We start from the raw sequence: 21,111 nt of genomic DNA, 5'->3' as shown, positions 1-21,111 counted from the left end.
AGGCAGCCTGACGCGTCAGGCTGCCGCACATCAAGGCGCAGCGGCGATGAATATCAGTTGCACATTGCCGTAGTAAACACCCGGCTTGTAGCCGCCGACAGGCACTTTCGGCACGATTTCCAAGGGAAAGCGGCCACCGGCGATTGCTTGCGCGGCGGTCAGCACTTCCCGCGGTTGTGGGTCATGGCTCAACTCCTTGCCATTGAAGCTGACGCGCAAATAAATGTTCTGATCGTCACGCCCGTTGGACAGATAAGGTTCTGCTTCCAACCGTGCTTCAATCGCGCTGGTGTCGTGCTTGACGTCGAAATTCTTGCGCAGCCCCGCCAATGTCTTCGTATGGATGTTCCACGCTAACGTCTGTTCAAGGTGTATCCAGTTCGACTCGGCCGGAATGATGTAAAACCCCAGCGTCGGGATATCCACCGACACCTCGAACGTGCGCTCCTCCCGGGCCGCAAAAGCCTGGGTACTTATCAGCGCCATCACGCTCATCCACACGGCGATGGTCGATTGCTTGATCATGTCAGGTACCTGTTGCGTCAAAAAATACCGCGAGCCAGCCAAAGTGACTCGCCCCTCCCGGTATTACTGGCTGGCGATGCGCAGCGTTTTTTTCGATGCGCCTTCCACCAGGTTGAAGCGATACTCGCGGCCGGGCTTTTTCTCGAACTCAAAGGTCTTACCGGCCAGAACGTGGTGTTTGGTGGTCGGCTCACACTCGGTTTCGTTTTTCAGCGAGCAGTTGCGAAACTCATCGATCAGCACCACGGTATTGCCGTTGTTGCGCAGCCGATAAACGCCGGGACTGTCATCGATCACGCTGTCGAAGCGGCTGTTTTTCGGTCGGACAAAAAACACCGTGCCGAACCCGGTCATCACGTTGACCCCGGCAGACAGGTTCTCTTTGTAGGCATCGCGCTCTTCACTCGACACGGCGAATTCGTCTTCTTTCTCCGGCACCACCGGCACAAAGCGCACGCGGAAATAACGCTCGGTGTCACGAACCCCCATGTGCAAAAGGCGCGTGCCCTGCATGCCTTTGGCCGGCACGATCAGTCGCGCGGGGCTGGCCATCAAGCCATCCCGACCGCTGCCGTCTGCCTGGGTCTTGACCGGAATCTCACGATGGCTGCCATCGGCGTCGTAGACGATTTCCAGGATGTTGACCTTGACGAACGCCGTACTGTCTCCACTGTTGAACACGCGCTTGAGGTAGGTGCTCTTGTCGCTTTCCAGATAGTCGTAAACGGTGCCGACGTTGATTTGCGGTCCGGCCTGAATGCCGGATGAAATCCCGCTCAGAACCAACAGTGTCCATAGACGTTTCATACCCTTGAATCTCCTGACATTGAATACAACCCCGGGACGAGCCTTCGATACACAGCCCATCAGACTTCCGAATCCCAGATCACGGTTATGTTTCCGATATAACGGGCCGCCTCACCGGATTGCACAATGGAATTTACGTAGTAAGGAGACATTTCAAAATGTAAAATACCGGGCGCCCGATCGACATAAAAACCAGGCTGAAACTGTGATCCCTCCTGCCCCAGTCCTATACGTAATGGCCGACGATGAACCGGTTGCCCGGCCAGATCCGTCAAGCCGTTCGGCAGGCTGACGCTGACCTGAACCACGGCGGTTCGCTGGGAAACAGGATCGCGAATCATGCAGTTGAACAGCAGGCTGTATTCGCATTCCAGACTCATCTTGAAGCGCGATGACGCAGAGATATTGAACGTCTGGTCCCGAAACAAACGCACAGGTTTACGCCCCGCCTGCAACCAGCTTTGCCAACCACCCGCCGGGACCAACTGGATTTTTTCGCCACCAGGGGGGATGTCGACCTTGAGGGTGTGCTGTACCTCCAGCACGAAATCCAGGGTCAGATCCGGGTCGTTCGGGATCATGACGTCACCGAAATCAAAATCGCCGCCAGGGCCGAGGCTATAACTGATGCTTCCGGTGTAGAACCCTGAAGACATCTTCAGAGGATTAGGCGTGCGCAACTCGTAAGCGAAATCCAGATAGCCATAGGTCATGCCAGGAATGACAAAGTTGGCTACTTTGGTGCAAGTCCTCTCATCCGCCACTTTCCAGAAAAAGGCATAGGTGCTTGCCCCATAAAACCCCATCCCGGTAGACACACACGGCGGCGGAGGACTTACCCAACTCGATCCTTGCCATAAATAGCGGTGCGCATCTCCTGCATCCGGGACACCGGTCAGATTGGAGGCCGTATCGCTCAATACATAATTGGACCCGATACCGGCGATTCGCAATTCGACAATTTCAGCCTCCCCCGTCTCAACATTCGTGACGGTCAACGAACGCCAGCCTCCCGGCACCTTGAACATCGCACTCCCGCGAGGATCAGCATTGGCTTGCATTGCCTTGATGGAATCGACCTTCGTCATCAAGCGCAGACTGAACGTATTGCTGTTACGACATATCTCGGGGTAGTACTCGCAGTAGCCAGTGGAAGGGGTCTGGTTGACGAACTCGTTACGTTGAGGGTTGGCGGAGTCAGGCCTGAACAACGCGTTGATCTCCAGAGCAACCGCCCCTGCCGAAGGGCTGGCAAACACTGCCAGCAGTCCCAGCCAAAAAACCTTTGGATTCATGATTGCACTCATTGATAGTTTGCGGCCTTGGCCATTCAACCCGCCGACTGACGGATGGAAGTGGCGTCGGCCAAGGTGTCCGGGCTGCAACGCAAGTCACCGATCATCAGCACGTTGTTTTCACTTCGATGCTTGTCGACATCCAGGCGGAACTGACACAACAACTGGTCCGCGTAACGCACTTCCAGGGTGGGCGAGCCGGCATTCATTTCCATGGAGAAGAATCCATCGACTTCGCTGACCCCACGGCTGGCGTGGTTGATGACGTGATGGCCCTTGAGCGGCTGTCCTTGCGGGTCGAGCAAGCGGCCGAGCACGGTCAGGGTTTTCATGACCCGGACCTGGCGGTACTCCACGCCCCCCTTGTTCAGGTGATAGCGCGTGCGTGCCGGCTCAATGCTCGCCGCCGGGACGTCGTTGCCTTCGAAGTCGAAGCTCACCGAGCTGTTTTTGTAAGCGGTGAGCGGTATGAAATTGCGTCCGGGACGCAAGGCCGCGCTACCGCCGCTGAGATCGTCGGCACGCAGCGCGATGCCGTCGATGTCGGACTCGACATCGACAATCATCCCGGCGCCGCGGCCTTGATGCTGACTGGTCAACGCCATGCGCTGCGCTCCAACGACAAGCGTGCTGTCGAGGTTCAAACCACCGGTGAAATTGTTGTTGAAGGACGAACGCTGGATGAACCCGTCGCCGTTGATGGCATCGGTGCGAAAGTTCGCCAGGCTCGACAATCCGACACCGTAGGTATCGGTGAGCGCGGTCACCGATACGCTCTGCAACACATGGTCTTGCAGGTCCTTGCGCCAACCCAGGGAGGCGTTGTTATCACGGCTGCCATCACGGGCGGTGCGGCTGCCGATGCTGCCGGAAACCTGCTGCCCCGGGCCACCGAGCGCCATGTTGATGGTCAGATCGACCCCGCGATTACGCGCATCACCACTGCTGTAGCTGCCCGGACGATCAAACAGCGAGAGCCGCCAGTTGGCATCGCTGCCGAACAGAACGGTGCGTTGCGTCCAGCCCAGGTCCACGCCGACACCTTCGACGTTGCCCTCGCTATGGGACACCCGCGCATTGAGCGAGCTTTTGCGGCTGATCCGGTGGTTCAGCGCCAGCGACGAATTGCTGGTCTGGCCGGTGAACACATTGCGCTGACGCACGCGGGTGCCATCGGGCAATGTTTCGTAGGTGTTGGTGGTGTCGAGCCAGCTGCGGTTGTGGCTGATCACCAGACTGCCGGCGCCATAGTTGTACAGGCCTTGAAAATCGGCACCAGTGCCGTGGTCTTCGGTCTGGTACAGGTTGGCGTAGAGGCTGACGCTGTTGGCCAGGCTCCAGTCGATGGAGCTGCCGTACTGCAGCTTGTCACTGATCTGGCGCGCCGACAGCCCGAGTATCACCCGTGGGTGCAGCAAGTAATTGAATGAGGCGCCCACGGTCGCATCGCCGCTGTCCTGATCATCCCAATTACTCAGCAATTTGCTTTCCTGTCCGGCAAACAGGTTGTAGCGCCAGCGCTCATCGTGGTTGCGCCAATTGTTCGGCTTGTAAATCAACTCCTGGGTGGTCGAGGTGATTTGACCGTCTTCGATCAACCGCACTTCCACTTCGTAAATGCCACCGGGCAACGGACGGGTGTCGAGGGTTTGCAAACCCGCCGGGACCGACTGGGTATTGATCAGCAAGCCGTCGCGGTAAATTTCCACGGAACCCTGTCGGTTGGCCGTGACATAAACCGGATAGACACTGGGTTTCGGACTGTCGATCGCCAGGCTGTCGGAACTGCCGAACATCACGCCCACCGCCGTATCGGGGCTGGTGCCGAACGAACGGGGCTCGCGCGTCAGGCCTTCGGAATTGGGGGTGAAGTAGCCCAGGCGGAAAAAACGGCCTTCCAGTTCGCGCTGGCTATAAAGCTCGTGCACCGCGTGGTAGGTCTTGTTGTCCGGACCGCCAAGACGGGACAGTTGCATGTTGAAGGTCTGGCTCCAGTTGCCCAGGCTGCCGCTGGCCTCCAGGCCGAAACGACCGCCCAGGTCCTGATCCTGGCCGCCATTGAGATTGAGCTGGTTACGTACCATCAGGCCGTTGCTGCCGCCCTCCGGTTGATCGTAAAAACGCTTGGCGTCACTGTCGCGCTCGGCATTTTCGGTAACGATCGACAGCAATGAATTTTCGAGGTTGTAGTGAACCGCCAGCATCTGCTCCGGGCATTGGCCTGTGCAGGTGCCCAGCGTCACTCCGGGTTTGAGAATATCGGCCCAGGTATCACGCTCACTTGCGCTGAAGCGGCTTTCGCTGGTGTCGGTGAAATCGAGCAGCGTTACCCGGTCATCACGGGACAACACAATCATCGCCTCACCCAGCGGTTGTTGATCGAGTTCGACCCGAACCGCCAAGGGAACATCGAAGAAATGCTCCTCGAACTCGGCCGGCAAGCCCTTGGCCTGTGCCAGCAAACTTCGCGGCGAGTTATCAACGGAAGTGGGCGCCGCAAATGCACTGCTACATAACAGCAGCGCAAGCGCCGCCGCGATGGGCGTCATCGGGAACATGAACGAGTTCTCTAATTACAAAGGAGTTCAAGCACGGCCGACAAACCGGAAAGTTTGCCGACCGAGAACGTTACTTAAAACAAGTAAACGGTTTGCCGTCGCCGGTATTACTTAGACGGAAGGCTCGACAACCAACATCACGACGCCGGTGTAATCGCCTGCACTAGGTTTTTGCGTGGTAACCGCACTGATCTTGAATGGCGCGCGATAACGGGTATTGGACTCTTCATCTCCAACCACTTCCTGTGAAGTGGTTGTCAGCGTTTTGCCATTGAGCTCGACTTTCAAGTCGATGCTTTTGTTACCGGCAATCAGCTTGGGGAGGCCTTCAAGTCGGGCATTGACCTTGCCGGCGGTATGAAGCACATCAAAGTGCCCATCCACGGTTCTCATGGCATTGGTAGAGGGGTTGTAGCTCATGTCCTGATCCTTGTTGACCAGATCAAAGTCAACCGGCACCGCATAGAAGTCGTCAGCATTGACAGTAGCAACCAGACTGATGGTGTGCCTGGCTTCGGTAGCGGCAAACGCCATCGAAGAACTCAGAGCCAGAACAGCCAGGGGAGCAGCGAACGCAATTTTCTTGAACATCTTTCAGTACCTGTGTTTTTAAAAGGATGAAGTGCTGAAAGCTCATACCGAGCAAAAAACTGTCACGAGCAGCCACTTGCTCAGCTGAACTTTCAACGCCGAAAGATGATCGATCAATTTATCTTTAAAGTAAGCAAGAAAGTTCCTGCAAGTGCGTAGCCGGAGTGCCACGATAGCAGAAAGAAAAAAGCGGAAATAACTATAAAATCAATGTTTGACTGTAAGAGACAGACTACAAACAGCTCCTGCCAGCAATGACACTCGAGATATTAACAAAGTAACTTCTGTAAGACCAATACCACAACCACAGTAAACAATGGAGCAAACTAGCCTATTAGAGAGTTAACACTAATTCTGGAGGTTTTACCTGTACTAATAAGCACTATTTTTTAGATTTGACCTTCAAGCCAGGGTCGACGCGGGGGGTGCCGTTGGTCGGGAGTCATTGCCAGATCGTTAAGATATATCTTAAGTTGTATCTAAACACGACGAGAGAAAGCAGAAAATGAGAGACCATCATTCCCCCCACCGCGAGCACGGCGATGGCCGCGACGGCTTCGAGAAACGTCCCCGCGAACGTAGCGGCCGCGGGCCCCGGGTGTTTGCCCCCGGCGATCTGAAGTTGTTGCTGCCGGCATTGATCGCCGAACAGCCGTGCCATGGCTACGACCTGATCCGCCAGATCGAAGGCATGTTCGAAGGCGCCTACTGCCCCAGCCCCGGCGTGATCTACCCGACCCTGACGTTCCTGGAAGAAAGCGAACTGATCCTGGGCGACGCCGAAGGCGGAAAAAAACGCTACACCATCACCGATGCCGGGCGTCTGTTCCTGCAAGAGCAAGCCGTAGCACTGGATGGTGTGCGCATGCGCATCGACGTCAGCAAGCGTTCGCTGCGCGGCCATGATCGCCCGGCGGAAATCCACGAGGCTGTGCATAACCTGCGCCACGCTCTGCAAATGCACCATGGGCGCTGGAGCCCGGACGAAATCCTGCGGGTACGTGACCTGCTCAACAACACCGCCAAAGCCATCGTCGACGGTCCCGCCGTTCAACCCGTTCAGGAGAACGCCGAATGACTGAAGTCATCGCCTCAACCATTCACCGTGTCCTGCACGACATCAAACGCCGTCGCCTGGAAGTGTTGCGCGTGGTCGACCTGACCCCGCGCATGCGCCGGATTACCTTGGGCGGCCCTGAATTGGCAGGCTTCGTGAGCCTGGGCACGGACGATCACGTCAAACTGTTGTTCCCGCAGAACGCCGAGCAGGCTGAGGCGCTGGAGACCCTGGTGCTGGGCGCCGGCAAGGACAACGGTCCGCTACCTGAAATGCGCGACTACACCCCGCGCCGCTATGACCTCGATACCCTGGAACTGGACATCGACTTCGTGCTGCACGGCGACGGCCCTGCCTCGACCTGGGCGGCGCAGGCCCAACCGGGACAGTTCCTGCACATCGGCGGGCCACGGGGTTCGATGATCGTCCCGGACATCTTCGACAGCTACTTGCTGATCGGCGACGAAACCGCCCTGCCCGCCATCGCCCGGCGCCTGGAGGGCCTGGCGGCGAATCGCCGTGCGCTGGTGATTGTCGAGGTGGAAAACGGCAAGGAGCAGCAAGTGCTGCACAGCGCGGCCGAGGTCAATGTGATCTGGGTACTGCGCGAAGGCGGCAAGGACAATCTGCTGACCATCGTGCGCCAGATCCAGGTGCCAGCCGGCAGCCTGTACGCGTGGGTGGCGACCGAGAGCAAGGTGTCGCGGCAGATTCGTCGGGTGTTGCTCGATGAGCATGGGCTGGACGAACAGTTCGTCAAGGCGGTTGGGTACTGGAAATTGGGGGACAGCGGCGAGGAGTGATCTGCTCGCGGGCCTCTTCGCGAGCAGGCTCGCTCCCACAAAGGGCGGATGTACGCAGTTCCAATGTGGGAGCGAACCTGCTGGCGATGGCGGCGCCTAAGACACTACAAACGCTGACTCTTGGTACGAGACCCAAGCCACCGATCCAGCCCGATCACCAGCAACCCAATCACCACAAACCCCGCCAACAACCCGCCGGCATTGATGAACACCTTTGGATAACCCAGTTTGTCCACATCCACGAAGGGATACGGGTAAACCGCCAGCAGATGCCCGCGCAACAGCGCATAGGCGAAATACAGCAGTGGATAAATCACCCACAGCGCGATATGCCACACGCGCAATGTGCCCTTGGGCACACAACACCACCAATACCCCAGAAACAGCAACGGCATGATGTCGTGCAACAGTTCATCGGCCAGCCATTGCCAGCCCTCGGGATGCCACAAGTGGCGCAGCAACAGGTTGTAGGCGAGGCTCACCACGGCGATGCTCACGGCAATCCCACTGCTGACCCAGGGCTGCAGGAACCAGCGGCGCGCGGCCGACTCGCGGGATGTCCATTCGCAGGTCAGCACGGTCGCCACCAGGGTGTTGCTCAGGACGGTGAAAAAGCTGAAAAAACTCACGAGCCCACCGATCAGGCTGGCACCCAGCGTCCAGCGTGAATGGAAAATCAGGTACATCTGGATGCTCAACCCCGCCCAGCCGAGCATGGCAGCCACGGCCACAAAACGACGGCGAAACGCAGACGGGTCGGCCATGTTCAAAGCGGTCGTTTGGTGCGCATCAACTTCACATACAGGCGTTCGACCTTCTCCCGCGCCCACGGGGTCTTGCGCAGGAACGTCAGGCTCGACTTGATGCTCGGGTCGCTCTTGAAGCAGCGGATATCGATGCGCTCGGCCAGCCCCGACCACTCGTAGTGTTCAACCAGCGCGTTGAGGATCTGTTCCAGCGTCACGCCATGCAACGGATCGATGTTGTGTTCGGTCATGCCGGGCCTTCGAGCAGAGTGGGAATTGGAAGCCGCGCACCTTACGTTAAATGTAGGTGAAACGGAAAAGATCGTCCGGACAAGTCCCGAGCCTGTGCAGGAAAACGCGCGGATGGCGTCACTCAAGACTGCGATCTTTTGTCACTGTTACCAAATCCGAAACGATGCATGTCAGCAAAAGCACTTTCTCTATTTGTAACAGAACATTATCCTTGCGCCCCGCCGCCTGCTGAAACGCTTCCGCTTTCGCTTCACGCCTGCTGCTTTCCGTTTATCCCCCAGAAAAAGATCAAGAACTCCGTCTCTATGCCCAACTTTAAATCCTTGCGAGACAGCGCTGTCTTTGCAACTGCTGCCCACCGAAACATCCTGCCCCTGATCGGTGGCATCACAGCGCTGGGCCTTGCCTCCTGCGTTCAGGCGGCGCCTGCCTTCGATAGCGATTCACCGTGGATGCTCGGCGACTGGAACGGCACTCGCACAGAGCTCGCGGAAAAAGGCTACGACTTCAAAGTCGATTACACCGGTGAAATGGGCAGCAATCTGCACGGCGGCTACGACCACGACCGCACCGCGCGCTACAGCGACCAGTTCGGCCTGGGCACCCACCTGGACTTGCAGAAAATCCTCGGCTGGGACGACGCCGAGTTCCAGTTGACCATCACCGAACGCAGCGGCAACAACATCAGCAACGACCGCATCAACGACCCGCGTGTCGGCGGCTTCACCTCGGCCCAGGAAGTCTGGGGCCGCGGCCAGACCTGGCGCCTGACGCAGATGTGGTACCAGCAGAAGTTCTTCGATGAAAAACTCGACATCAAGGTCGGCCGATTCGGCGAAGGCGAAGACTTCAACAGCTTCCCCTGCGACTTCCAGAACCTGGCGTTCTGCGGTTCCCAGGTCGGCAACTGGGCGGGCGACATCTGGTACAACTGGCCGGTCAGCCAGTGGGCGATGCGGGTCAAATATCACCTGACGCCAGAGCTTTATGCACAGGTCGGCGCGTACGAGCAGAACCCGTCGAACCTTGACCGCGACAACGGCTTCAAGCTCAGCGGCAGCGGCACCCAGGGCACAGTCCTGCCGGTGGAGCTGGTATGGACGCCAAAACTCAACGGCCTGCCGGGTGAGTACCGCGCCGGTTACTACTACAGCAGCGCCAGCGCCACCGACGTCTACAAGGACAGCAATGGCCAGCCTGCCGCCCTGAGTGGCGAAGCCTACCGCAGCGCGTCAAGCAAACACGGCATATGGCTGGGCCTTCAGCAGCAAGTCACCAGCCTCGCCAGCGACCACTCCCGCGGCCTGAGCCTGTTCGCCAACGGTACGATGCACGACAAGAAGACCAACGCCATCGACAACTACGTCCAGGCCGGCCTTGTCTACAAAGGCCCGTTCGACGCGCGCATCAGGGACGACATCGGCTTTGCCATGGCCCGCGTCCACGTCAACCCGGCCTTTCGCAAGAATGCCGAGGCGACCAACCAGGCCAATGTCGTCTTCGACTACGACAACCCGTCCTACCTGCCTCCCCAGGACACCGAATACAGCGCCGAACTCTATTACGGCGTGCACGTGACCCACTGGCTGACCGTGCGCCCGAACCTGCAATACATCCGCCATCCCGGTGGCGTGAACGAGGTCGATGACGCGCTGATCGGCGGGATCAAGGTCCAGTCGTCGTTCTAAAAAACACCGAAAAACCTTGTGGGACTGCATCAACCACACCCGTTTTATCTGAACCATGCCCGCACAAGATCGTCATCTACAGTGAACTTGCGCAGGACTACTTGAAATGTCACGGAGAATCACACTATGAGCACTGATAGTGCCTTGAGTCGAAGCCGTCTGTTGCCGACCCTGCTCGGCATCCTGCTTCTACTGATGGGCCTGGCCATGCTGGCCGGGGGGATCAAGCTGAGCATGCTCGGCGGCTCGCTGTATTACCTGTTGGCCGGTATCGGCATCGCGCTGAGCGGAGTGTTGCTGATCGCCGCCCGCCGCGCGGCACTGGGCCTGTACGCACTGATGCTGTTCGCCAGCACTGTTTGGGCGTTGTGGGAAGTTGGCCTGGATTGGTGGCAACTGGTGCCGCGCCTGGCGCTGTGGTTCGCCCTCGGTGTGGTGATGCTGCTGCCGTGGTTTCGTCGTCCATTGCTGATCAACGGCCCTGCCCCTATGGGTACTGGCGCCTTGAGCGTGGCCGTGGTCCTGGCCGGTGTCACCGCCGTGGCCAGCCTGTTCACCCATCCGGGCGAGACCCTCGGCGAGTTGGGTCGTGACTCGGCTGACATGAGCAGCACCGCGCCGCAAATGCCCGAAGGCGACTGGCAGGCCTATGGCCGCAGCGAATTCGGTGACCGCTACTCGCCGCTCAAGCAGATCACCCCGGCCAACGTCGGCAAGCTGCAAGAAGCCTGGCGTATCCAGACCGGCGATTTGCCAACCGCCGATGACCCGGTGGAACTGACCAACGAAAACACCCCGCTCAAGGCCAACGGCATGCTCTACGCCTGCACCGCCCATAGCAGGGTGCTGGCGCTGGACCCGGACACCGGCAAGGAACTGTGGCGTTTCGACCCGCAAATCAAGAGCCCGGTGGGCTTCAAGGGCTTCGCCCACATGACCTGCCGTGGCGTGTCCTACTACGACGAAGCGGCCTACGCCAAGTCTGAAAACGCTGCCTCTGCAGTGATTTCCGAGGCCGGCAAAGCCGTCGCCCAAGCCTGCCCGCGTCGTCTGTACCTGCCAACCGCCGATGCACGCCTGATCGCACTCAATGCCGACACCGGCAAGGTCTGCGAAGGCTTCGGTAAAAACGGTGTGGTTGACCTGACTCAAGGCATCGGACCGTTCACCCCCGGTGGCTACTACTCCACTTCGCCGGCAGCGATCACCCGTAACCTGGTGATCATGGGCGGCCACGTCACCGACAACGAGTCGACCAACGAGCCATCCGGCGTGATCCGTGCCTTTGACGTACACGACGGTCATCTGGTGTGGAACTGGGACAGCAACAATCCTGACGCGACCGAACCGCTGCCAGAGGGCGAACACTACAGCCGCAACTCGGCCAACATGTGGTCGCTGGCCAGCGTCGACGAAAAACTCGGCATGGTCTACCTGCCACTGGGCAACCAGACCCCTGACCAGTGGGGCGCAGACCGCACCCCGGGCGCAGAGAAGTTCAGTGCCGGCCTGGTCGCGCTGGACCTGGCCACCGGCAAGGTGCGCTGGAACTACCAGTTCACTCACCACGACCTGTGGGACATGGACGTCGGCAGCCAGCCAACCCTGCTGGACATGAAAACCGCCGACGGCGTGAAACCTGCGCTGATCGCCCCGACCAAACAGGGCAGCCTGTACGTCCTCGACCGTCGTGACGGCACGCCGATCATCCCGATCAAGGAAATCCCGGCTCCGCAAGGCGCCGTGAAAGGTGACCACACCGCGCCGACCCAGGCCCGTTCGGACCTGAACCTGCTGGCCCCGGAACTGACCGAAAAAGCCATGTGGGGCGCCAGCCCGTTCGACCAGATGCTGTGCCGCATCCAGTTCAAGGAACTGCGTTACGAAGGCCAGTACACCCCGCCGTCGGAACAGGGCAGCCTGATCTATCCGGGTAACGTCGGCGTCTTCAACTGGGGCGGCGTTTCGGTCGACCCGGTTCGCCAGATCCTGTTCACCAGCCCGAACTACATGGCCTTCGTCTCGAAGATGGTGCCTCGCGCCGAAGTCGCGGCCGACAGCAAGCGCGAGAGTGAAACCGCGGGCGTGCAACCGAACACGGGCGCCCCTTACGCGGTGATCATGCACCCGTTCATGTCGCCGTTCGGCGTACCGTGCCAGGCTCCGGCCTGGGGCTACGTGGCCGGCATCGACCTGACCACAAGCAAAGTCGTGTGGAAACGCAAGAACGGCACCAGCCGCGACAGCTCGCCATTGCCTATCGGCCTGCCACTCGGCGTGCCAAGCATGGGCGGCTCGATGGTGACCGCCGGCGGCGTCGGCTTCCTGAGTGGCACGCTGGATCAATACCTGCGCGCCTATGACGTCAACACCGGCAACGAACTTTGGAAATCGCGCCTGCCGGCTGGCGGTCAGGCTACGCCGATGACCTACACCGGCAAGGACGGCAAGCAGTACGTGCTGCTGGTCGTCGGTGGCCACGGCTCACTGGGCACCAAGATGGGTGACTATGTGATTGCGTACAAACTGTCCGAGTAAGTTTTAGCGGCAGTCAAAACAAAGGCGACTCCTGCGAAGGAGTCGCCTTTTTTATTATCGCCACCATCCTCTGTAGGAGCTGCCGCAGGCTGCGATCTTTTGATCTTGGAAAATCAAAAGATCGCAGCCTGCGGCAGCTCCTACAAAAGCAAAAGCGCAGAGCATCGCGCCACAATCCAGCTAACCTGTCTCTGCGCTGAACACGCCTTCGAAACACGGCGTTGCAGAAAATAACCGTTGAAACCACCGCCAACCTGCCCCATCTAAGACCCATACCCATTGCGCAGGTGCCCCCATGAGCGACCAGCAGGAATTCCCCGAAGACCCGAGTGAATACGCCGATCCGGAAAACGTTCCGCAGCACAAACCTGGCAAAGGCCTGGCCCTGCCTGGCCAGAACCTGCCGGACAAGGTCTACATCATCCCGATCCACAATCGCCCGTTCTTCCCGGCCCAGGTGCTGCCGGTCATCGTCAACGAAGAACCGTGGGCCGAGACCCTGGACCTGGTGGCCAAGTCCGAACACCATTCCCTGGCCCTGTTCTACATGGACAGCCCCCAGGAAGACCCACGCCACTTCGACACCTCGGCCCTGCCGCTCTACGGCACCCTGGTCAAGGTGCACCACGCCAGCCGCGAAAACGGCAAGCTGCAGTTCGTCGCCCAAGGCCTGACCCGCGTCCGCCTCAAGACCTGGCTCAAGCATCACCGCCCGCCGTACCTGGTGGAGGTCGAATACCCGCACCAGCCCACCGAGCCGACCGACGAGGTCAAGGCCTACGGCATGGCGCTGATCAATGCGATCAAGGAACTGCTGCCGCTCAACCCGCTGTACAGCGAAGAGCTGAAGAACTACCTCAACCGCTTCAGCCCCAACGATCCGTCACCGCTGACCGATTTCGCCGCCGCGCTCACCTCGGCCACCGGTAGTGAGCTGCAGGAAGTGCTCGACTGCGTGCCGATGCTCAAGCGCATGGAAAAAGTCCTGCCGATGCTGCGCAAGGAAGTCGAAGTCGCGCGCCTGCAAAAAGAGATTTCCGACGAAGTTAACCGCAAGATCGGTGAACATCAGCGCGAGTTCTTCCTCAAGGAGCAACTCAAGGTCATCCAGCAGGAACTGGGGCTGACCAAGGACGACCGCAGCGCCGACCTCGAACAGTTCGAGCAGCGGCTGGTGGGCAAAGTCCTGCCGGCGCAGGTGCAGAAACGCCTCGAAGAGGAAATGAACAAGCTGTCGATCCTCGAAACCGGCTCGCCGGAGTATGCGGTGACCCGCAATTACATCGACTGGGCGACCTCGGTGCCGTGGGGCGTGTACGGCGAGGACAAACTCGACCTCAAACACGCGCGCAAGGTGCTGGACAAACACCACGCCGGCCTCGACGACATCAAGGACCGCATCCTCGAATTCCTCGCGGTCGGGGCCTACAAAGGCGAGATCAGCGGTTCCATCGTATTGCTGGTGGGGCCGCCGGGCGTGGGCAAGACCAGCGTCGGCAAATCCATCGCCGAAACCCTGGGCCGGCCGTTCTACCGTTTCAGCCTCGGCGGCATGCGCGACGAAGCCGAGATCAAGGGCCATCGCCGCACCTACATCGGCGCGCAGCCGGGCAAACTGGTGCAGGCGCTGAAAGACGTCGAAGTGATGAACCCGGTGATCATGCTCGACGAAATCGACAAAATGGGCCAGAGCTACCAGGGCGACCCGGCCTCGGCGCTGCTGGAAACCCTCGATCCGGAGCAGAACGTCGAATTTCTCGACCACTATCTGGATCTGCGGATGGACCTGTCGAAAGTGCTGTTCATCTGCACCGCCAACACCCTGGACTCGATCCCCGGCCCGTTGCTGGACCGGATGGAAGTGATTCGCCTGTCGGGCTACATCACCGAAGAAAAAGTCGCCATCGCCAAGCGTCACCTGTGGCCCAAGCAGCTTGAGAAAGCCGGCGTATCCAAGGGCAGCCTGAGCATCAGCGACAGCGCGCTCAAGGCGCTGATCGACGGTTATGCCCGTGAAGCCGGCGTGCGCCAGCTGGAAAAAAACCTCGGCAAACTGGTGCGCAAAGCGGTGATGAAACTGCTCGACGAGCCGAAAGCGGTGATCAAGCTCGGCCCGAAAGACCTCGAAACGTCCCTTGGCAAACCGGTGTTCCGCAACGAGCAGGTGCTGTCGGGTGTCGGCGTGATCACTGGCCTGGCCTGGACCAGCATGGGCGGCGCGACCCTGCCGATCGAAGCCACGCGCATCCACACCCTCAACCGTGGCTTCAAGCTCACCGGGCAACTGGGTGATGTGATGAAGGAGTCGGCGGAAATCGCCTACAGCTACGTCAGCTCGCACCTGAAGTCCTATGGCGGCGATCCGAAGTTCTTCGACGAGGCCTTCGTCCACCTGCACGTGCCGGAAGGCGCCACGCCGAAAGACGGCCCGAGCGCCGGCGTGACCATGGCCAGTGCCCTGCTATCGCTGGCGCGCAACCAGCCACCGAAAAAAGGCGTGGCCATGACCGGCGAACTGACGTTGACCGGGCATGTACTGCCGATTGGCGGAGTGCGGGAAAAGGTGATTGCGGCGCGGCGGCAGAAGATTTTCGAGCTGATTCTGCCGGAGGCGAATCAGGGCAATTTCGAGGAGCTGCCGGAGTATCTGAAGGAAGGAATTACCGTGCACTTTGCCAAGCGGTTTGCGGATGTGGCGAAGGTGCTTTTCTGATGTTCCTGTAGCGACTGCACTACCGCTATCGCGAGCAAGCTCGCTCCCACAGTGGTTGGCGGTGTTCACAGAATCTGTGTTCACTGCAAATCCCTGTGCAGGCCTTGCTCCCCACAATGATCAATGCTGTTCACAAATTTTGTGTTCACTGCAAAAACCCTGTGGGAGCGAGCTTGCTCGCGATGGCGTCAGCTCTGGCACCACAGCCCAAGGCTGACTGTCACACTTTGTCTCATCTTAAGTTATGCTCGCCGTTCGTCGTGAACGCCGGAGCCCCTGACCCCATGTCCCCCATTCGCCTGTTTGTCCCCCTCGCCCTCGCCCTGCTGGCCGGATGCGCCACGCAACCTGCGCACAACGTGACCGTGGAAAGACAAAGCGAATGTCCGGTGCAGCTCAGCAACGGGCAAAACCTGATCCTGACCCTGCCGAGCAATCCGACCACGGGCTATCGCTGGGCGATCCAGGATTCCGCCGGCGGCGTGTTGCACACCCTGGGGCCGGAGGTTTATCGAAATCCGGAAGATGCCGGCATCGTCGGCGCGGCCGGGGTCTCGACCTGGCGCTTTCAGGCTTTTGCGCCCGGCACCGGACGTTTGCGCCTGACCTCGCAACAACCATGGGCGCCGGAAGTGCTGCCGGTGGATTCGTTCGACTGCGCGATCTCGGTCAACTGACCGTGGGCTGGCTGATTCTGGCGCTGATGGGCGCAGTGACCTTCCTTTATGGCCTGAGCGTGCATGCATCTCTGCTGTGCCTGCTGGTCAAGCCGCTGCCGGTGCTGGCCCTGCTCGGCTGGCTGCACGACGCACCGCCCGGCGAATATCGGCGCTGGATCAGCCTGGGGTTGATTTTCTCCCTGATCGGCGACGTGTTGCTGGCATGGCCGGGGGATTTGTTCGTGTTTGGGCTGGGCGCTTTTCTGGTCGCGCACCTGGCTTACCTCAAGGCTTATCTGAGCGATTGCCGACGCCTGGCCGTGCTGCCGCTGGTGCTGGCCCTCGGCGTCGGCGCCGTACTGCTGGGGATTTTGATTTCCAACGGCCTGGGCCCATTGCTGGTGCCCGTGATTGTCTATGGCACGGCGATCAGCGCCATGCTCTGGCGCGCTCTGGCCCGACTCGGGACCGATGTGCCCAAACGCTCGGCACTGTTGGCAGCAGCGGGGGCAGTGGCGTTTGTGTTCTCCGACAGCGTGATCGGCATCAGTCGGTTTGTGGTGCCGTTCGATGCGGCGCCGTACGTGATCATCCTCAGTTATTGGCTGGGTCAATGGGGAATTACCGCGTCGACGTTTTTTCAAAAAACCAGATAGTTTATACAAGCTCATGCCTGAAATAACCTATCAGGACTGCTAGTGGACAGAGATCTAAAGTCGCGCCGAGACTCATACAGCGCGCTGAATCTCCCCGACTCAATAACTGGCGCGCCAATAAAGGGCTCGCGATGAACATTAAAGAGCAAAACAACCTTGACAGCATCATTGAACAGCTAATTAAAAAAGGATTGGCACCAAGCAGCAGCGCAGTATCCTTACTAACTGGAAAACACATCAAAGACACCGAAATACAAGACTATCTCAACAAAGAACACTCGCCATATAAAACAGCTAAAGAACAAGCAATAGATAAATTACCCACACCTTATGACTTTTTTAACAGCCCCCTACCCAAAAACAATCTTGTAGGTAACCTCGGTGGGGAAGTGGTATTTGTACAGAACCAGACGATAACCATTCCACCACAAAGCAATTCACAGAAACTGGTTACTGGCAGAAGTGCATTATTAACATTCATCCCTTTAAGCCTGCTTGTCACCAATATCGAAGTACGCTCGCAGTTTGGCACCTTGGTGATGCGCCGCGCTGACGAGTCACGCTTTGATACAGATCAGCCGTCTGATACCGACCGCCCCAAGGTGCGCCACTCTGCCAATAGAAGGATGGTGATTTTACCCGCACACTGGATGGTGCCGGGCCTGGAGTTAACCTTCTGGTATGCCGACGATCTATTCGGAGTACTTACAGCCGACAAACTTGACTTTGGCCCACCCGCACAACTGATACTGCAAAACATCCGAATTGGCATGCTTACGCCCCCCAGAGATGAGCATAAATTCGAAGAACAACCGTTTTTAATGGGCATCGATTACTTCCAGAAGGTCCCGCTGAAAACATTAATAATCGCCCAGTACGAGGCCGTACATTTCAAAGCGGTTAGAATGCCCGATGGAGAACTTTACACCACTACCAGCAAGACTGAAGGCGGTGCGTACAGTGGCGATATGCGCCAACACATTGGCAAAGAAATGGTTTCGGTTGGAATAAATCTCGCGAATTATGGAATTCATGAATCACCCGCTTCCTCTGAAGCCAACCCACAGAATTATATGCAAATTGTCGTGCATACCAGTAGAGGTGTATACACCAATGGGATTATTGATCACGGTCTAAGCGGCGGCGGTGGCATGTGTACCCTATGGGATACTGCCGGAAACGAGTTCTCCCATGAAGTAGGACATAACTATGGCCTCGGGCACTATCCGGATGGGCCTGAGGGGTCTATTCAACAACCAGGTCCGGGATGGGGATTTGATTTTTACAGACAACGATTTATTGCCAACATCATGTGGACAAGGCCTGCCGAGGATGCGGTAATTCCGGGCTTCCCAAACTTCCGACAACCTCCGTTCGCGAGTGCGTTCAGATACAACTACGATGCAATGGCCGGAGGGGAGCCCAATGGAGCAATTTCAAGCTTCACCCATCACACAAATTATGTGTGTAAGAAAATACAGGATTTTCTTGCTGAAAAAGCAACCCTTAACTACATGAGCCCTAGCGGTTATTCGAAATGGAATAAAACCACAAAAACAATGGAACCGCACAACGCAGGATGGCCGAAACCGATACAGGTTGGCGTACCGGTAATAACTGTAGTTGGACATATCGATCCTTCAGGCGCGATACTTCCTTCTTTTCACGCGCTTCGGGGAAACTATGGCAACATTTATGCCCTCCCGGAAACAAACACACAAGCCAACGCTAACTACCTAGAGATCGCCTGCGTCAACTCAAATAAAAAAATACCATTATCCAGCGTCCCTTTGGGACAGGCAAAAATGAACAAGCTTCATATAAACATACCTCAAGACGACCCCTTGCTTAGAATCAACTATAGAAATGGCCCACTAAACGAAGATATCATTTCAACCCAAGAATTCGAACCAAATACCCTGAAAATGCCTTCCCCAATTATTATTGGTGGGGATGACTGGGAGGAAAAGATGGTTCCACACATTCCCGATTTTAATCAATGGAAGCCTGAAGACAACCCAACCCTCTCAATGAGCAAGTTCGAAGAGGAATTAGAGCTTACCTACGGACCAATCCACAATTGGTCACCTACTGAACAAAACAACCATACGCCCGGCTCGCTTTATCGCCATGTAAACCCGGACACCGGCAAACACCAATACTTCATTCTAAAACAACGAAGCTATTCCAGCTTCCCGAAAAACAGTGCAGACAATACTTGGTGGCGTTACTTGGGAGACGCCGAGTACTTTATTAAAAATACTCAATAGACAAAAACATCTACCGAAGCAGGCCCTCTTTAATTCGGCGCACCTGCCATCCGGTTTACAACGCACAGCAGCGGCATCAAAGTCGACGTACTTTGATGCCGTCGCTTCTTTACAAACACGACACCTCCAACTGTTACACTTCCCTTCGGCGCAATACACCTATCGTGTCACCCTGTGCCTAAAGCTATCGCGATGTTGACTGCGGCTAAGCTAAAATGCCGGCCTTTCCACCTAACACCGCTGGAACCGCCGTGAGCAAAGAACCCGATCGCCTTTTCGCCCAGCCTTTGGCCCAGGTGCCTGACTTCGCCTTCAACGAGGACGTGGTGCGGGTGTTCCCGGACATGATCAAGCGCTCGGTGCCAGGTTATCCGACCATTGTCGAAAACCTCGGCGTGCTCGCCGCGCAGTTCGCCCAACCCAACAGCGTGCTCTACGACCTGGGCTCGTCGCTGGGTGCCGTGACCCAGGCCCTGCGCCGGCACGTGCGCACCGACGGTTGCCGGGTGATCGCTGTGGATAACTCCGCGGCGATGGTCGAACGTTGCCGCGAGTACCTCAACGGGCAGGATTCGATGTTCCAGGAGTTGCTGCCGGTCGAGGTGATCGAAGGCGACATTCTCGCGCTGGATTTCCAGCCGGCCTCGGTGGTGGCTCTGAACTTCACCCTGCAATTCATCGCCCCCGACCAGCGCACGGCGTTGCTGTCGCGCATCCGTCAGTCGCTGTTACCCGGCGGCGCCCTGATCCTCTCGGAAAAACTGCGCTTCGAAGACGAGCAGGAACACGCATTGCTCACCGATCTGCACATCGCCTTCAAACGCGCCAACGGCTACAGCGAGCTGGAAATCGCCCAGAAGCGTAGCGCCATCGAAAACGTCATGAAGCCCGACAGCCTCGAAGAACACCGCGAACGCCTGCTGGCCGCCGGGTTCTCGAAAGTCGTGCCGTGGTTCCAGTGTCTTAACTTTGCCTCGTTGATTGCCTTGCCATGATTGATCTGTCCCCCCTCGCCCGCCGTCTGGCCGGAACTCCGCTGGCCGAATGGGCCAACACCCTGCAAGCGCAACTCGACAAGAAAATGGAGAAGGGCCATGGCGACTTGGAGCGCTGGCAAAGCGCGCTGGACGCCCTGCCGAAGATCCAGCCGAGCGAAGTCGATTTGCTCAATGGCTTGAAGCTGGACACCGATTGCGACGATGAAACCCGCGCGCAAATGCGCAGTGCATTGATGGGCCTGTCGCCGTGGCGCAAGGGGCCGTTCGACCTGTTCGGCGTGCACGTCGATACCGAATGGCGCTCGGACTGGAAGTGGTCCCGGGTATCGCCGCACCTGGACCTGAAAGGCAAACGCATCCTCGATGTCGGCTGCGGCAACGGTTATTACATGTGGCGCATGCTCGGCGCCGGCGCGGACAGCGTGATCGGTGTCGACCCGAACTGGCTGTTCTTCTGCCAGTTCCAGGCGGTGCAGCGTTACCTGTCCGAACCGAATGCCTGGCACCTGCCCTTCCCGTTCGAAGACCTGCCGCCGAACCTCGAAGGCTTCGATACAGTGTTTTCCATGGGCGTGTTCTACCACCGCCGTTCGCCCATCGAGCACTTGCTGGCGCTGAAAGATTGCCTGGTCAAGGGCGGTGAGCTGGTGCTGGAAACCCTGGTGGTCGAGGGCGACAAGCATCAGGTGCTGGTGCCGGAAGACCGCTACGCGCAGATGCGCAACGTGTGGTTCCTGCCGTCGGTGCCGGCGTTGGAATTGTGGCTGCGTCGGGCCGGGTTCACCGATGTGAAGTGCGTGGATGTGAGCACCACCACAGTCGAGGAACAGCGCGGGACGGAGTGGATGAAGTATCAATCGCTCAGTGATTTCCTCGATCCCGAGGATCACAGCAAGACCGTTGAAGGGCTGCCGGCGCCGATGCGGGCGGTGATTGTGGCGCGTAAGTAAATCCC

17 protein-coding genes are annotated in these 21,111 nt (G+C 58.2%); 10 read left to right on the top strand and 7 right to left on the bottom strand.

The genetic code is table 11. The features are described 5' to 3' along the window. Window positions 1-30: 30 nt before the first annotated feature. From AC3IP0_RS05250 to AC3IP0_RS05230, 5 genes are all read right to left on the bottom strand, one after another. Complete coding sequence (locus AC3IP0_RS05250) at window positions 31-525, bottom strand: CS1 type fimbrial major subunit (protein ID WP_489326811.1); 495 nt, start codon at window positions 523-525, stop codon at window positions 31-33. A gap of 63 nt (window positions 526-588) precedes the next feature. Then, the gene (locus AC3IP0_RS05245; RefSeq protein ID WP_489326809.1) at window positions 589-1,332 is read right to left on the bottom strand and encodes a molecular chaperone; all 744 of its coding nucleotides are present in this window, start codon (window positions 1,330-1,332) and stop codon (window positions 589-591) included. 59 nt (window positions 1,333-1,391) lie between these two features. After that, entirely contained in the window at window positions 1,392-2,627 is a 1,236-nt protein-coding gene (locus AC3IP0_RS05240) for a hypothetical protein (RefSeq protein ID WP_489326807.1), read from the bottom strand. Window positions 2,628-2,662: 35 nt separating this feature from the next. After that, window positions 2,663-5,185, bottom strand: coding sequence for a CS1-pili formation C-terminal domain-containing protein (locus AC3IP0_RS05235; protein WP_489326805.1), 2,523 nt, complete (start codon window positions 5,183-5,185; stop codon window positions 2,663-2,665). A 111-nt stretch (window positions 5,186-5,296) separates the two neighbouring features. Next, window positions 5,297-5,776: a CS1 type fimbrial major subunit gene (locus AC3IP0_RS05230; RefSeq protein ID WP_489318515.1), complete on the bottom strand. Its 480-nt coding sequence runs from the start codon at window positions 5,774-5,776 to the stop codon at window positions 5,297-5,299. A gap of 505 nt (window positions 5,777-6,281) precedes the next feature. On the opposite strand from AC3IP0_RS05230, the gene AC3IP0_RS05225 reads away from it, so the two are divergent. Together AC3IP0_RS05225 and AC3IP0_RS05220 are read left to right on the top strand one after the other, a co-directional pair. Beyond that, complete coding sequence (locus AC3IP0_RS05225) at window positions 6,282-6,854, top strand: PadR family transcriptional regulator (RefSeq protein WP_489318514.1); 573 nt, start codon at window positions 6,282-6,284, stop codon at window positions 6,852-6,854. Then, window positions 6,851-7,636, top strand: a complete 786-nt coding sequence (locus tag AC3IP0_RS05220; RefSeq protein WP_489318513.1) for a siderophore-interacting protein — start codon at window positions 6,851-6,853, stop codon at window positions 7,634-7,636. Before AC3IP0_RS05225 ends, AC3IP0_RS05220 begins: the two co-directional genes overlap by 4 nt. A 104-nt stretch (window positions 7,637-7,740) precedes the next feature. Here the strand turns inward: AC3IP0_RS05220 and AC3IP0_RS05215 are convergent, their stop codons facing one another. Both AC3IP0_RS05215 and AC3IP0_RS05210 read right to left on the bottom strand, forming a co-directional pair. Further along, a complete protein-coding gene (locus AC3IP0_RS05215; protein ID WP_489318512.1) occupies window positions 7,741-8,400 on the bottom strand; it encodes a Pr6Pr family membrane protein in 660 nt (219 codons plus the stop codon). Window positions 8,401-8,402: 2 nt separating this feature from the next. Then, window positions 8,403-8,633, bottom strand: a complete 231-nt coding sequence (locus tag AC3IP0_RS05210) for a VF530 family protein (protein ID WP_007975135.1) — start codon at window positions 8,631-8,633, stop codon at window positions 8,403-8,405. Between the two features lie 306 nt (window positions 8,634-8,939). On the opposite strand from AC3IP0_RS05210, the gene AC3IP0_RS05205 reads away from it, so the two are divergent. The 8 genes from AC3IP0_RS05205 to cmoB all read left to right on the top strand — a co-directional run bounded on the left by AC3IP0_RS05205 (window position 8,940) and on the right by cmoB (window position 21,106). Then, complete coding sequence (locus AC3IP0_RS05205) at window positions 8,940-10,322, top strand: carbohydrate porin (protein WP_489318511.1); 1,383 nt, start codon at window positions 8,940-8,942, stop codon at window positions 10,320-10,322. A gap of 126 nt (window positions 10,323-10,448) precedes the next feature. Further along, window positions 10,449-12,860, top strand: a complete 2,412-nt coding sequence (locus AC3IP0_RS05200) for a glucose/quinate/shikimate family membrane-bound PQQ-dependent dehydrogenase (protein WP_489326804.1) — start codon at window positions 10,449-10,451, stop codon at window positions 12,858-12,860. A 295-nt stretch (window positions 12,861-13,155) separates the two neighbouring features. Further along, complete coding sequence (lon, locus tag AC3IP0_RS05195; protein ID WP_489318509.1) at window positions 13,156-15,573, top strand: endopeptidase La; 2,418 nt, start codon at window positions 13,156-13,158, stop codon at window positions 15,571-15,573. A 284-nt stretch (window positions 15,574-15,857) separates the two neighbouring features. Next, on the top strand, window positions 15,858-16,250 hold the full coding sequence (locus tag AC3IP0_RS05190) for a protease inhibitor I42 family protein (RefSeq protein ID WP_489318508.1): 393 nt from the start codon (window positions 15,858-15,860) through the stop codon (window positions 16,248-16,250). 2 nt (window positions 16,251-16,252) lie between these two features. Then, window positions 16,253-16,888: a lysoplasmalogenase gene (locus AC3IP0_RS05185; protein WP_489319723.1), complete on the top strand. Its 636-nt coding sequence runs from the start codon at window positions 16,253-16,255 to the stop codon at window positions 16,886-16,888. 131 nt (window positions 16,889-17,019) lie between these two features. Continuing rightward, entirely contained in the window at window positions 17,020-19,158 is a 2,139-nt protein-coding gene (locus tag AC3IP0_RS05180; RefSeq protein ID WP_489326802.1) for a M66 family metalloprotease, read from the top strand. Window positions 19,159-19,373: 215 nt separating this feature from the next. Then, window positions 19,374-20,153, top strand: a complete 780-nt coding sequence (gene cmoA / locus AC3IP0_RS05175; protein WP_489318506.1) for a carboxy-S-adenosyl-L-methionine synthase CmoA — start codon at window positions 19,374-19,376, stop codon at window positions 20,151-20,153. After that, complete coding sequence (cmoB, locus tag AC3IP0_RS05170; protein WP_489318505.1) at window positions 20,150-21,106, top strand: tRNA 5-methoxyuridine(34)/uridine 5-oxyacetic acid(34) synthase CmoB; 957 nt, start codon at window positions 20,150-20,152, stop codon at window positions 21,104-21,106. Before cmoA ends, cmoB begins: the two co-directional genes overlap by 4 nt. The last annotated feature ends 5 nt before the right edge of the window (window positions 21,107-21,111 follow it).

The sequence above is a fragment of the Pseudomonas sp. GL_103 genome (assembly GCF_057835175.1).
Note: the sequence above shows the minus strand (reverse complement) of the source record. Positions and strands in the feature narration are given on the sequence as shown.